Origin of the sequence: Dokdonia ponticola, from assembly GCF_042653865.1 — a bacterium.
In the GTDB taxonomy this organism is placed as follows: domain Bacteria; phylum Bacteroidota; class Bacteroidia; order Flavobacteriales; family Flavobacteriaceae; genus Dokdonia; species Dokdonia ponticola.
The window spans coordinates 179011-193398 of the sequence record NZ_JBHSFV010000004.1 but is presented as its reverse complement, the minus strand read 5'-3'; the positions used below and the strand labels follow the sequence as shown (position 1 = coordinate 193398).

The window sequence follows — 14388 nt, the reverse complement described above, 5'->3', positions numbered from 1 at the left end:
GTTTTATTGAAGACTATCGTTTTCTATAGTATCATTTGCAGGAATAGAAATAGACTCGTTTCCAAATAGTGTTTCTAGACTCTCTAAATCTGTCGCTTCTTGTTCTTCTTCGTCATCAAAAAACGTAAATAAGCGTAAGTAATTATTAAATTCATTAATCTTCTCGTCCATCATTTCTTCATCTTGATTAGCGACCAATAATTCAATAAGGCTTCGGTACTTTTCTACATTGGTAATGATTTCTTCTGCATACTCATAGTGTTGATTCTCAGAAAGACCGCTAAAATACACAAGTTGCTCTTGATATTTTGTAGCTAGTTGCTCCCAAAGATCTCGTGCTTTCTGAGTTTCTCCTACTTGATAATACCCGCTTACATAGGGCTCTAATAAGGTATAAAACTCAAAAATATCTACGGGCATTTTCTCCATAGCCAGATCCATCAGTTCTTTTGCTTTCTCTGGCTGATCTTCCATAATGAGTTTTTCTACCACACGTGCAATATTACCACGATAAGTAATCGCATTAGATCGTGTCTCACGGTCGTGATAGATATCTGGATCACCACTATTGCCCCAATACCAGTTTTTAATAATCTCATACGATTTTTCGGTATCGATACGTCCCATGTCATATGGATTACGTTTGTCTATAGGGGTGTAAATAGGAATCAATTTAAAACAAACTCCATCTAGCTGTAAATAATCTTTCATCCATAAATAATCATCATCTCCAAAACTACCTCCCGTAAAATAAATAGGACGCTCCCAATTATTGGTCGCAAGAATATCCATCATCAGGAGTCTATTTTTGTATAGGATGTCTCCTGATAATTCAATATCAATGTAGGGTACGACCAAGTCGGCATCCTTTGCTGGAATGATGTTGTTTTTAAGTGCGGTTTCTTTATCAACAGAAATTCTTATTTTTTTACTCGGGAAGGTATTGACAAGCTTTCCGTTTCTGAGTTTTTCTTGGGTTCTAGGGTCATCACTAGCAATCCAATTGAGCCAGGTTTCGATAGGAATAATATCGTCACCATCTTCTTTAATTGGCGCATAAAAAAGGGCATCACGTGTTCCGTAGCGATACTTGTCATGTGTTAGTGTACTCGGGACAGGGTCACTTAGATAGGCTTTTCGTTTCATTTGGTCCATATACCAGTCTGTATTGATAAGACTCGTATTCACCACACGAACATCTGTACGATATCCTTCAATTTCTTGAACATACCAAAGCGCAAAGGTGTCATTATCTCCTATGGTAAATAAAATCGCATTTTCATCGACCGAGTCTAGGTATTTTCGAGCCATTGCTAGTGCTGTTTTACGTCCAGAACGATCGTGATCATCCCAGTTTTCTGTAGCTAATAAAACAGGTGCTGCAAATAGACATATGACCAACGCTACAGGAAGTGCTACTTTAGGTTTGATAACATCTTTTAGCATATCAAATAAAGCATACGCGCCAAAACCTATCCAAATAGCAAATACATAAAAAGAACCTACGAGTGCATAGTCTCGTTCTCTAGGTTCAAAAGGACGTTCATTAAGATATACTTTAAGTGCAAGACCCGTAAATAAGAAAAATACAAGAAGCACGATAAAATTTTTCCAATCTTTACTTACGTGAAATAATAGCCCTAATAGTCCCAATAATAAAGGCAGAAAATAGTAGGTATTACGCGCTTTGTTTTTTAACACATCTGATGGTAAGTTATCTTGAGGCGCGAGTATGATGCTATCTATCCAATCGATCCCACTGATCCAATTTCCGTTAAAGTCATCTCCTTGTCCTTGAATATCATTTTGACGACCTACAAAGTTCCACATAAAATAGCGCCAGTACATGTACCCAAATTGGTAACTAAACATATAGGAAATGTTATCTATAAAAGATGGTTTTTCTACATCAAGATAGTATTGTCCTATTTCACTTTTTAAAAAAGCATTATATCCCTCATAATTGACATCACCCTTTGCAAAATCTAGTTTAAATTGGGTGACAATTTCTTGTAATTCGGGATTTCCAGCATACTCCGCTTTAATGCCAAATTTAAGCGGACCTGTATACTGCATGTAGTTAGCATTATGCTCTGGGCTCCACATACGAGGTAAAAATGCTTTGTGTGCATCATCGAGGTTTTGTCCGGCATTTTTCCACTCATTTACAACAATATATCGTCCAGACTTTTCATCTTTCTCATATTTTTTCTTTTCGTCTACATACGGATTATCAGGATCTAAACCTGAATAGTCAGAAGTGAACTGAGGGCCGTAAAAAAGATGTGTTTCAGGGTATTGCTCGCGATTATAATAGGCTAACAATTCACGTGCATTGTTAGGGTTGTTTTCATTGATGGTGGTTCCTGCATTTGCTCGTATAGGGAGCATCAACCAGCTTGAAAAGCCTATAAATATAAATAATACACAAAGTAAAATCGTGTTTAAAGCAGGTTTGTTATGCTTTCGCGAAAGCGTAAACCCATAATAAAAAAGTCCTGCGAGTAATAAAGCAGCGATTATAGTACCACTATTAAAAGGAAGCTTCAGTGTATTGACGAAGAATACTTCTAAGTGTCCAAAAATGGCGAGTGTGTAAGGTAATAAGAATTTAAAAATAAATAAAAGGACGGCGACCACCACCACAAGCGCTACGATGAAGTTTTTGGCAGTGACTTTCTCTGTATTTTTGAAGTAATATAAGAGTCCGATGGCGGGAATAGTTAATAATCCCATAAAGTGAATCCCAAAAGATTGCCCTACGATAAAAGCAATAAGAATTAACCATCTATTACCACGTGGTTTGTGCATATCACGCTCCCAAAGAAGTCCTAAATAGAAAAGAACAGAAAGAATGAACGCCGCTGGTGCGTATACTTCGGCCTCTACGGCATTAAACCAAAAACTATCTGTAAAACTAAATGCAAGTGCTCCTACAGCAGCACTTCCAAGCACGGCATATTGTTTTGTAGTTGTAATAACTTCTTTGTTGACTTGCAATAGTTTACGTATTAACAAGGTGAGAGACCAAAACATAAATAGTATGGTAAAGGCACTTGTTAAGCATGAAAGATAGTTAACTGCAAGAGCGATATATGTGCTATCAGGCGCAAAAATAGAAACAAAGGCTCCAAGTATCTGATAAAGAGGCGCTCCTGGGGGGTGTCCAATTTCTAATTTTGATGAAGTAGATATATATTCTCCAGCGTCCCAGAAACTAGCGGTAGGCTCTACAGTGAGGGAATAAACGAGTAATGCGATAGCAAAAACGCTCCATCCTATTACTTTATTCCACTTCTCAAAGTTGAATTCTGTCATTTTTTTATTTTTTTGCAATGGGGCGAAGTTAAGAATATCAGGCAACTTCCACGTTAATTTTTTCAAAACGTACAGAAAAGTTGTAATATTTTTTGAAATAAGTTTGCATACCTAAAAGTTTGGTTTAAATTTGCATCCGCTAATACAATAGTGGCCCATGGTGTAACTGGCAACACGTCTGGTTTTGGTCCAGAAGAGTCTAGGTTCGAGCCCTAGTGGGCCAACTATAATTGCAAAATCCTAATCATATCGATTAGGATTTTTTTGTTTTTATCTAAATTGGTTGTTAGCTAGCATACGCTTTCGCGAAATAATTTCGCTGTTGGATTGATGTCTACAGAAATAACAGGTTGTTATTATATCTTAAAAGTAATCACAGGGCGTTGTGCGTGATTGACAAGTCCTTCACTTAAGGAGCCGTTTAAGAAATGGGCGAGTCCGCTTCTGCCATGAGTTCCTATTCCAACAAGTTTAGATCCCACTGAATCTGCAAAATGAAGGATTCCTTTTTCGACAGATTCATCGTTGTATATATTAAGCTTGTAATCTGTGCATTCTGGCTCTTTGTCCATAAATGCTTTCATTCTAGCTTCTATCTCATGGGTCGTACGGAAGTTGTTAGGCGTATTTACATAGAGCATATGAAGTTTTACGTCATTATTTTTTGCAAATTTAAAAGCCTGTTTAAATGCGTTGTGGTTTTCTTCTTTAAAATTAGTGGCGTACACAAATTTCTTAACAGTGAAGGCTTCGTGACGCCTTTTTATAACAAGTACAGGTACTTTAGAGTTTCGTACAACTTTTTCGGTATTGGATCCTATGAGGAGTTCTTGAAGTCCAGTAGCTCCTTGAGATCCCATAACAATTAAATCGGCTTGGTATTTTTCGGTGTAGTCCATAATACCCTCAAAAGCACCGTCAAACTCAGCGGTTTCATGCACCTCTATGCCTTCTAAAAAAGGAGCATTCATCATTTTTTCAAATTTCTGATGTGCTAGTTTCATAAAAAATATGGCTTCAGGAAGATCACTTTTAGAACCACCAGTAGCCCCGTCTACAAGAAGCATGGGAAGTTCAAGCATATGAAGTAAATTAATTTCACTTCCATGTTTCCTAGCGATATCGGCTGCTACGCGTAATGCGTTTTCTGCTTGTTCTGAAAAATCTGTTGGAACGAGTATTTTTTTTATCATAGGGATGGGGTTTTTGTGAATAATCCATTCAAAATAGTAATTGTCTTCAATTTACAAAATAATAAGCAGTTTGATAGACTTTTATAAATGGATAATTTGTATTACATTTGCACTATTGAAAGAAACGAGTATAGAGGGGACAGCGGTCCCCTCTTTTTATAGGCAAAGATGTTGAGAGAAAAAGTAACCCAACTCCTTCAAGAAGCAATGGATGAAAATCCATCCCTTTTTTTGATAAGTTTAGACATACAAGGTAACAATGAGATCAAAGTCATTATTGATGGAGATCAAGGAGTTACTGTTGAAGATTGTATTGCTATCAGTAGAAAAGTAGAGCACAATCTAGATAGAGAAGAAGAAGACTTTTCTTTGGAAGTAATGTCTGTTGGTGCTACAACACCTCTTGAGCAAGTAAGGCAGTATAAAAAGAATATAGGGCGTTTTCTTGAAATGAAAACAAGTGCAGGTTTAAAGTTAGAAGGCGTTTTAGAAGAAGCTACAGATAAAAATGTAACTTTATCTTGGAAAGCTAGAGAGCCTAAACCTGTTGGTAAAGGAAAAGTAACTGTTCAAAAAACAGCAATAGTTCCTTACCAAGATATAGTAGAAGCAAAAGTGATGATTAAATTTTAACAATATGTTGATATGGAGAATTTAGCGTTAATCGATTCTTTTTCGGAATTTAAGGACGATAAATTAATAGATCGTGTGACTCTTATGGCTATCTTAGAAGATGTTTTTAGGAGTACATTAAAAAGACGTTTTGGAAGTGATGATAATTTTGATATTATTATAAATCCTGATAAAGGAGATCTTGAAATTTGGCGTAACCGTGTGGTTGTGGCTGATGGAGAGGTTGAAGATGATAATGCTGAGATATCGCTTACAAATGCGCGTAAGATAGAAGAAGATTTTGAAGTTGGTGAAGATGTATCTGAAGAGGTAAAGCTTATTGACTTAGGACGTCGTTCTATATTAGCTTTGCGTCAAAACTTAATAAGTAAGATTCATGAGCATGACAATACAAACATCTACAAGCAATTTAAAGAACTTGAAGGTGAATTGTATACGGCAGAGGTGCACCACATAAGACACAGGGCTATCATTTTGCTTGATGACGAAGGAAATGAAATTATTCTTCCTAAAGATCGTCAGATTCCATCTGATTTCTTTAGAAAAGGAGAAAATGTAAGAGGTGTTATTGAAAGCGTAGAGTTAAAAGGGAATAAGCCATCTATCATTATGTCGCGGACATCACCTTTATTCTTGGAGAAATTATTCGAATCAGAGATACCTGAGGTGTTTGATGGATTGATTACAATTAAAAAAGTAGTCCGAATTCCAGGAGAAAAAGCAAAAGTTGCCGTAGATTCGTATGATGATCGTATTGATCCTGTGGGAGCTTGTGTGGGAATGAAAGGGTCTCGTATTCATGGAATTGTTCGTGAATTAGGAAACGAAAATATAGATGTTATCAATTACACAAGTAATTTAAACCTATATATAAGTCGTGCGCTTAGTCCAGCACGTATCACTAGCCTAAAGTTAGATGATGAAAATAAAACGGCTCAAGTATACCTTAAGCCAGAAGAAGTGAGTAAAGCAATTGGTCGAGGAGGGCATAATATCCGTCTAGCAGGTCAATTGACAGGATATGAGATAGATGTGTATCGTGAAGGAGTAGAAGAAGATGTAGAACTTACAGAATTCTCTGACGAGATCGAAGGATGGATTATTGAGGCATTTGCAAAAATTGGATTTGATACTGCAAGAAGTATCTTAGAGCAAGATGTAGAAGACTTGGTAAGACGCACCGATCTAGAGGAAGAAACTGTTCTAGACGTAATGCGCATTCTCAAAGAAGAATTTGAAGAATAACAAAGCCTGCTTCTCAATAATAAGAAAGTAGCAGGAAAAGAATAAATTAAAGCAGTTTATGGCAGCAGCAACAATGCGATTAAACAAAGTGTTAAGAGAACTCAATATTTCTCTAGATCGTGCCGTGGAACATTTAAATTCCAAAGGTATCGAGATAGAGGCGCGTCCCACTACAAAAATCTCAAAAGAGATTTATAATGTACTTTCGGATGAGTTTCAGACAGACGCTAATAAAAAAGTGGCTTCTAAGGAAGTTGCTGTAGAAAAGCTCAAGGAGAAGGAGGCGCTTCGTGTTGCTCGAGAAGTAGAAATCGAAGCAAAACAAGAAACTAAGAAACCTGAAATTGTAAAGGCCAAAGTAAATCTTAGTGGTCCTAAGCAAGTAGGTAAAATAGATCTTGATAAGCCTAAACAAGTTCCTTCAGAGCCTAAAAAAGAGGCGCCTGTAAAAGAAGAGGTTGCTCAAGAAAAGCCAAAAGAAGTTCCAGTCCAAAGTGTTGAGTCACCAAAAGTAGAAACTGCTCCTTCGGCACCTGCTAAAGAAAAAACAGAAGAAAAACCTGTTGCTAAAAAAGAGGTGACTCCTGTCGCAAAAGAAGTTCCAAAACAAGAAGCTTCTAAGAAAGAGACTCCCAAAGAGGAGGCGGCTCCTGAGACTCCTGCTAAATTAGGAGACGAGGTTCTTAAGACAGACTACAAGAAATTAGATGGCCCTAATTTTACAGGGCAAAAAATAGACCTTTCTCAGTTTAAAAAACCAGAGAAGAAAAAGAAAGAAAGCGCAGAAGACGCTAAGAAAAAACGTCGTAAGCGTATTTCGAAACCTGGAGGAAATACTGGGACTGGAGGATCTAGATCAGGCGGTAATAACAACCGTAGCGGATCTGGTGGTAGTCGTGGAGGTAACAAGCGTAAACCAGCAGTAGCGAAAGTAGAGCCTACAGAAGAAGAAGTACAAAAGCAAATTAGAGAGACTCTTGAAAAGCTTCAAGGAAAGTCTAATAAAGGAAAAGGAGCAAAATACCGTAGAGATAAGAGAGATCAACACCGTCAGAAAACAGAAGGTGAGCTTGCGGCGCAAGAGTTAGATAGCAAAGTGCTTAAAGTAACAGAATTTGTTACAGTAAGTGAAGTAGCAATTATGATGGATGTGCCTGTCACAAGTATTATATCTGCTTGTATGTCTCTTGGAATGATGGTAACAATGAATCAGCGATTAGATGCTGAAACATTGACAATCGTTGCTGAAGAGTTTGGATATACAGTAGAATTTGTTACTGCAGATCTAGAAGAAGCTATTTTAGAGACCGAAGATGCTCCAGAAGACTTACTAGAAAGAGCTCCAATTGTTACTGTAATGGGTCACGTAGATCACGGTAAAACATCTTTACTGGATTATGTGCGTAGTGAAAATGTAATTGCAGGGGAGAGTGGAGGAATTACACAGCATATAGGTGCCTACGGGGTAACATTAGAAAATGGGCAAAAAATAGCATTTTTAGATACACCAGGTCACGAAGCCTTTACGGCGATGCGTGCTCGTGGTGCTCAAGTAACAGATATTGCTGTGATTGTAGTGGCTGCAGATGATGATATCATGCCACAAACCAAAGAGGCAATTGCGCATGCGCAAGCAGCGGGTGTGCCTATCGTTTTTGCGATCAATAAAGTTGATTTACCAACGTCAAATCCTGAAAAGATAAAAGAAGGGTTGGCGGCTATGAATTTATTAGTAGAAGATTGGGGTGGAAAAATCCAATCTCAAGATATCTCTGCTAAGACAGGTCAAGGGGTAAAAGAACTTCTTGAAAAAGTATTATTAGAAGCAGAATTACTAGAGCTTAAGGCTAATCCAAAGAAAAATGCTGTTGGAACAGTTGTAGAGGCCTTCCTTGACAAAGGACGTGGATATGTATCTACAGTGCTTGTACAAGGCGGAACCCTACGTGTTGGTGATTACCTTCTTGCTGGAACATGTTCTGGTAAAGTAAAAGCAATGCATGATGAGCGTGGAAAGAAAATTAAAGCAGCAGGGCCATCAACGCCCGTGTCTGTTTTAGGTCTTGATGGAGCTCCACAAGCAGGTGATAAGTTTAATGTGATGGACGACGAAAGAGAAGCAAAAGATATCGCTTCTAAACGTACACAATTACAGCGTGAGCAGAATGTACGTACACAACGTCATATTACACTTGATGAAATTGGACGTCGTATTGCACTCGGAGACTTTAAAGAGCTTAATATTATCCTTAAGGGAGATGTGGACGGCTCTGTTGAGGCACTTACAGATAGTTTCCAAAAACTATCTACCGAAGAGATTGCAGTAAACATTATACATAAAGGCGTGGGGGCGATCACAGAAAGTGATGTGCTACTCGCTTCTGCATCTGATGCGATTATTATCGGATTTAACGTAAGACCCGCAGGTAATGCTAGACAAGTAGCTGATAAAGAAGAAATTGATATCCGTATGTATTCGATTATATACGATGCTATTAACGATCTTAAAGATGCGATGGAGGGAATGTTGTCTCCAGAAATGCGTGAAGAAATTACAGGAACTGCAGAGATCCGTGAGACGTTTAAAATTTCTAAAGTGGGTACCATTGCAGGTTGTATGGTAACAAGCGGTAAGATCTTTAGAAACTCTAATATCCGTATCATTCGTGATGCCGTAGTTGTGTATACAGGTGAGCTATCTACACTTAAGCGTTTCAAAGATGACGTGAAGGAAGTAAGTAAAGGGTATGATTGTGGTATGCAAATCAAAAACTACAATGATATCAGAATTGATGATGTGATAGAAGCCTTCCAGGAAGTAGCGGTGAAGAAGAAACTTAAATAAAGAAAATAACATCTAAAAAAGACCCTCTAAATGCATATTTAGAGGGTCTTTTATTTTAATGTATTTGAACTATAGCTTAATTCTTCTAGTAACTAGCGCTTGGCGTCTGGTTTAAAAATAAGAGCGTTAGGAAATTCTTTTTTTACGGCAATGAGTGCTCTGTCGGCTTCTAATCTATTTCTAAAATTACCGATCCATACCTTGTAGTTGGGTGTTTCGTATTCGATAGAAGAGGACCAAGTTCCTACTTTATTTCTAAATTTTCGAAGGGCTACTTCGGCTTGGTTTAAATTACCAGAAAACACCTGAATTTTATATCTATCTGCAAGTTTGTTGTCGTTGGTAAGTTCTGATTTGAGTTCGAGTAATTCTGGGATTCTTTTGTCCTGTGAAATTTGAACGCTTGCTGTTTGCGCTTTCGCGAAAGCGTAAAAAGTCAGAAAAACAACAATTGTAAGTGCTTTAGTATTAGGGTGTATTCTCATATTGCATAAATAAATTACGGAACAAAGGTAAATGAATAAACGAAAAATAAAATATTTTGTTATTTAGAATTATTATAAATTATAAACTACCTCTTTTTGCATTCTTCACAAATGACTTCTAAGTATTATTTTTGCATTCAATTTTAAGTGTTCGATCAATAGTTTATAAACACCAGTTATATTCTAAAAATCGTGCCACATTTTTGAAGCTAATTCAATACCAATTATGATACAGGTGAATCGCCGTAACTCATTTTCGAGAATTATCACGCTAAGTGCAGCATTTCTGCTCACTTTTACTTCTTCCCTTTTTGCTCAAATTGATGCCTCTGCTGGAGATGCAGCTGCGGGTGAAGCATTGTTTAAAGCTAACTGTGCTGCGTGTCACAAGTTGTATAAGAAAGCAACTGGACCTGCGCTTTATGGTGTAGTTGAGAAATATGATGGAGACTATGAATGGTTAGGAAAATGGATTCGTAACTCGACTGAATTGATCGCAACGGGTGATGCTCGTGCGAATGCGATATTTGAAGAGTACAACAAAACTGTCATGAACTCCTTTGAAGGACTTTCTGATGCAGATATAAGCAATATTCTTGCGTATACAAATACAGAGGCTCCAGCGCCAGTCGTTGCTAAAAAACTAGACACTAATGGAGGTGGAGGTGGAGGTGTTTCTAACGAAATTATCCTTGCGATTCTAGGATTCGTATTATTATTGCTGGTAGCAGTATTATTTATCGTAAATAATACATTGAAGCGTTTCGCGCAAGCACAAGGAATTGAGATAGAAGAAGGAGAGGCTCGTAAGCCACTTTGGAAAGCTTTTGTAGAGAATCAATTCTTAGTATTGGTGAGTGTGATCTTCCTTCTTTTGGGAAGTGCATACTTCGCTTACGGATGGATGTCTCAAGTGGGTGTTGATCAGGGATATGCTCCTGTGCAGCCAATTCATTATTCACACAGAATTCACGCAGGAGAAAATGCGATAGATTGTAAGTATTGTCACTCTTCAGCGAGAGTAAGTAAGCATTCTGGAATTCCTTCTCTTAATATCTGTATGAACTGTCATAAGTCTATCGGAGAGGTAGCAGCAGAGACGCAAGCAGAAGGATTAAGTGAATATGGTGTAGATTATAATAAAGAAATCCAAAAGCTATACGAAGCAGTAGGATGGGATGAAGGAACACAAGCGTATACGGGTGATACAAAACCTGTAGAGTGGATCCGTATTCATAACCTTCCTGACTTTGCTTACTTTAATCACTCGCAGCACGTCATGGTAGCTGGAGTAGAGTGTCAGACATGTCACGGTCCTGTAGAAGAAATGGAAGTGATGTATCAATATTCACCGCTTACCATGGGATGGTGTATTAACTGTCACCGTGAGACCAACGTAAAAGTAGAAGGCAATGCATATTATGAAAAAATACATGAGCAGCTTTCTAAGAAATACGGCGTAGATAAATTAACGGCCGCTCAAATGGGAGGTCTTGAGTGTGGTAAGTGTCATTATTAATAACACGTACACGAATTAAGTTTAATATAAAGGTCACTGAGCATAGCAAAGTGCAAACAGTATAAAATCAATTATATGTCATCAAACAAGAAATACTGGAAAAGTGTCGATGATCTCAGCGGGAATCCGTTGGTTGAAACACTAAGACAGAATGAGTTTGTGGAAGAAATTCCGACAGATGAGTTTTTAGGGGACAAAGAGACCCTTGAAGCTTCTCAAACAACACGTCGTGACTTCTTAAAGTACGTAGGTTTTTCTACAGCAGCAGCATCATTAGCTGCCTGTGAGGGTCCTGTTGTAAAATCCATTCCCTACGTAGTACAGCCAGAGCAAATTGTTCCGGGTGTTGCAGATTATTATGCGTCTACGATTGCAGATGGGTTTGATTTTGCAAGTGTGCTTGTAAAAACACGTGAAGGGAGACCTATTAAAATCGAAAATAATAAACTCGCAAAAGCAGGGTACGGAGCAAATGCTCGTGTACATGCCTCTGTGTTGTCTATGTATGATCAGAATCGTGCACAAGGGCCAACAGCTTCAGGAGAAGCAGTGGGTTGGAGTGATATCGATGCAGGCGTGATGGCGCAGTTGAACAGTGGGAAGCAAGTAGTGTTATTAACACAAACTTTTGCAAGTCCTTCTACAGATAAGTTGGTAGCTGAGTTTATAGAAAAATATCCAAATGTTTCTCATGTATCTTATGATGCTGTTGGGGAGCAATATGCGCTAGATGCTTTTGAGCAAAAGTACGGTGTACGTGCCTTAGCAGATTATGACTTCTCAAAAGCGGAGGTGATTGTATCTGTAGGTGCAGATTTCTTAGGTGATTGGAATGGTGGTGGATATGATGCAGGATATGCAAAAGGACGTGTGCCTAAAGAGGGTAAAATGTCTCGTCATTTTCAGTTTGAGGCAAATATGTCTTTATCTGGAGCTAATGCAGATATGCGTATTCCAGTAACGCCTTCTGATCAAAAGAAGGTGTTAAGTGCACTTGCTGGTGGTTCTACTGCAGGTCTTTCTGAAAATGTGCAAAAAGCTGTAAATGCAGCGAAGAGCGAATTGAGAGCAGTAGGTAGCAAAGGAGTTATTGTTACAGGAATACAAGACGTGCCTTCTCAAGTCAAAGCTTTAGAAATGAATGCTAACAGTGAGGTGATGGATGTTGCGGCTCCTAGAATGACACGTTCTGGAGATGTTCGCAAAGTAAATCAGCTTATTAAAGATATGAATGCGGGTCGCGTTGGAATGTTGGTGATGGCAGGAGTGAATCCTTCATATACACTTCCAAATGCTGCTGAATTTGATGCAGGTCTTGCTAAAGTAGCCGTTTCTGTAGCATGTTCAATGCGTGCGGATGAGACAGCTTCAAAAGCAACACATATAGCACCAACTCCTCATTACCTTGAGGCGTGGGGCGATGTGCAGATCAAGCAGGGTGAAGTAAGTATCACACAGCCTACGATACGTCCATTGTTTGATACAAGACAATTCCAAGACAATCTTTTAACTTGGATGGGAAGTGATCAGTCGTATTATGACTATTTAAAGACTACGATGACTGATGCGGGTATCTCTTTTAATAAAGCGGTACACGATGGGGTTGTGATGACAAACGCTTTCGCGAAAGCGGTTTCAACAGATACAAATACTTCTATCACAGAAGATGCAGGTCTTTCTAACACAGCTTCTCAGGAAGGTGAATTTGAATTGACTTTATATACAAAAACATCGATGGGAGATGGTAATCAAGCAAACAACCCTTGGTTACAAGAAATGCCAGATCCTATTACAAGAGCTACTTGGGATAACTACATTACCATGTCTGAAGCAGATGCGAAGACAAAAGGGTTGTGGTTAGATCGCAGTACCTTCTTCACCGAAGCTCGTAATGATGCGAATGGAGGTTTGAATGGTACACTTGCTAAGATTACTGTAAATGGTGTAGAGGTGATTGCTCCTGTAATGGTACAGCCAGGTCAAGCAAACGGATCTATCGGTTTGGCGCTTGGATACGGAAGAACAGCTTCGATACAAGAAGAAATGCAAACGGGTGTGAATGCGTATCCATTAATGCAGAACTTTAGTACGACACAAAACGTGACTATTGAAAAAGTAGATGGTATTCATGAGTTTGCGGTGATACAATTGCACAACACTTTAATGGGGCGTGGTGATGTTGTAAGAGAAACGACACTTGAAATATTTAATACAAAAGATAAAAACTACTGGAATCCAGTTCCAGAAGTCACTAAAAATCACATTGAATACGAAGTAACTTCACCAGAAGTCGATCTTTGGGATTCTTTTGACCGTTCTATCGGGCATCATTTTAATCTAGCGATCGATTTAAATGCCTGTACAGGATGTGGGGCTTGTGTGATTGCATGTCATGCAGAAAACAACGTTCCTGTTGTAGGAAAATCAGAAGTGCGCCGTAGTCGAGATATGCATTGGTTACGAATTGATAGATATTATTCGTCTGAAGATGAGTTTGCACTTGATAATACCAAAAAGAATGATTTTAGTGGCCTTTCTGGTGACAATGGTTCTCTAGGTGGATTTGGTGAAATGGAAGATCCAGCAGCCAATCCTCAAGTGGCTTTCCAGCCAGTTATGTGTCAGCATTGTAATCACGCTCCTTGTGAGACAGTGTGTCCAGTAGCTGCTACATCACATGGTCGTCAAGGTCAGAATCACATGGCATACAACCGTTGTGTTGGTACGCGTTACTGTGCGAATAACTGCCCATATAAAGTACGTCGTTTTAACTGGTTCTTATATAATGGTAATGATGAGTTTGATTACCATATGAATAATGACTTAGGGCGTATGGTGATTAATCCAGATGTGACAGTACGATCTCGTGGAGTGATGGAAAAGTGTTCTATGTGTATTCAAATGACGCAGAAAACAATTCTTGATGCGAAGCGTGATGGACGTGCGATTAAAGATGGAGAATTTGCTACAGCCTGTTCAAATGCGTGTACTAGTGGTGCATTAGCCTTTGGAGACGTTAATGATAAATCTAGTGATGTTTACGAAAAATCACAAGACGATAGAATGTATCACTTGCTTGAGAGCGTTGGAACAAAACCAAATGTGTTCTACCAAACGAAAGTAAGAAATACAAAAGAAGCTTAAAAACAA

Annotated in this window: 8 protein-coding genes and 1 tRNA gene; 6 read left to right on the top strand and 3 right to left on the bottom strand. The window is 38.5% G+C overall.

The annotated features are described in order from the left end of the window. Nucleotides 1–3: 3 nt before the first annotated feature. Entirely contained in the window at nt 4–3318 is a 3315-nt protein-coding gene (locus ACFO3O_RS08855) for a glycosyltransferase family 117 protein (RefSeq protein ID WP_379978238.1), read from the bottom strand. A 151-nt stretch (nt 3319–3469) separates the two neighbouring features. Between ACFO3O_RS08855 and ACFO3O_RS08850 the strand changes: the two genes are divergently transcribed. Beyond that, nucleotides 3470–3542 (top strand) — tRNA-Gln (locus ACFO3O_RS08850). 132 nt (nt 3543–3674) lie between these two features. Here the strand turns inward: ACFO3O_RS08850 and ACFO3O_RS08845 are convergent. Further along, complete coding sequence (locus tag ACFO3O_RS08845; RefSeq protein ID WP_379978237.1) at nt 3675–4511, bottom strand: universal stress protein; 837 nt, start codon at nt 4509–4511, stop codon at nt 3675–3677. Nucleotides 4512–4679: 168 nt separating this feature from the next. Here ACFO3O_RS08845 and rimP point away from each other — a divergent pair, with 168 nt between their 5' ends. From rimP to infB, 3 genes are read left to right on the top strand one after another with little or no spacing between them, the layout of a single operon-like run. Then, complete coding sequence (gene rimP, locus ACFO3O_RS08840; RefSeq protein ID WP_379978236.1) at nt 4680–5144, top strand: ribosome assembly cofactor RimP; 465 nt, start codon at nt 4680–4682, stop codon at nt 5142–5144. A 12-nt stretch (nt 5145–5156) separates the two neighbouring features. Continuing rightward, a complete protein-coding gene (nusA, locus tag ACFO3O_RS08835) occupies nt 5157–6389 on the top strand; it encodes a transcription termination factor NusA (protein ID WP_379978235.1) in 1233 nt (410 codons plus the stop codon). Nucleotides 6390–6447: 58 nt separating this feature from the next. Continuing rightward, nucleotides 6448–9234 (top strand): translation initiation factor IF-2, encoded by a 2787-nt coding sequence (gene infB, locus ACFO3O_RS08830; RefSeq protein ID WP_379978234.1) that lies wholly within the window; start codon nt 6448–6450, stop codon nt 9232–9234. Nucleotides 9235–9326: 92 nt separating this feature from the next. Here infB and ACFO3O_RS08825 read toward each other — a convergent pair whose 3' ends face one another. Further along, nucleotides 9327–9719, bottom strand: a complete 393-nt coding sequence (locus tag ACFO3O_RS08825) for an SPOR domain-containing protein (protein WP_379978233.1) — start codon at nt 9717–9719, stop codon at nt 9327–9329. A 226-nt stretch (nt 9720–9945) separates the two neighbouring features. Here ACFO3O_RS08825 and ACFO3O_RS08820 point away from each other — a divergent pair, with 226 nt between their 5' ends. Continuing rightward, complete coding sequence (locus tag ACFO3O_RS08820) at nt 9946–11238, top strand: cytochrome c3 family protein (protein ID WP_379978232.1); 1293 nt, start codon at nt 9946–9948, stop codon at nt 11236–11238. Between the two features lie 75 nt (nt 11239–11313). Next, entirely contained in the window at nt 11314–14382 is a 3069-nt protein-coding gene (locus ACFO3O_RS08815; RefSeq protein ID WP_379978231.1) for a TAT-variant-translocated molybdopterin oxidoreductase, read from the top strand. Nucleotides 14383–14388: the final 6 nt, after the last annotated feature.

Bases quoted from the DNA above. Each gene is read 5' to 3' on its own strand.
- ACFO3O_RS08825 (WP_379978233.1), bottom strand. From the start codon at position 9,719: ATGAGAATACACCCTAATACTAAAGCACTTACAATTGTTGTTTTTCTG.
- ACFO3O_RS08815 (WP_379978231.1), top strand. From the start codon at position 11,314: ATGTCATCAAACAAGAAATACTGGAAAAGTGTCGATGATCTCAGCGGG.
- infB (WP_379978234.1), top strand. From the start codon at position 6,448: ATGGCAGCAGCAACAATGCGATTAAACAAAGTGTTAAGAGAACTCAAT.
- ACFO3O_RS08820 (WP_379978232.1), top strand. From the start codon at position 9,946: ATGATACAGGTGAATCGCCGTAACTCATTTTCGAGAATTATCACGCTA.
- ACFO3O_RS08845 (WP_379978237.1), bottom strand. From the start codon at position 4,511: ATGATAAAAAAAATACTCGTTCCAACAGATTTTTCAGAACAAGCAGAA.
- nusA (WP_379978235.1), top strand. From the start codon at position 5,157: ATGGAGAATTTAGCGTTAATCGATTCTTTTTCGGAATTTAAGGACGAT.
- ACFO3O_RS08855 (WP_379978238.1), bottom strand. From the start codon at position 3,318: ATGACAGAATTCAACTTTGAGAAGTGGAATAAAGTAATAGGATGGAGC.
- rimP (WP_379978236.1), top strand. From the start codon at position 4,680: ATGTTGAGAGAAAAAGTAACCCAACTCCTTCAAGAAGCAATGGATGAA.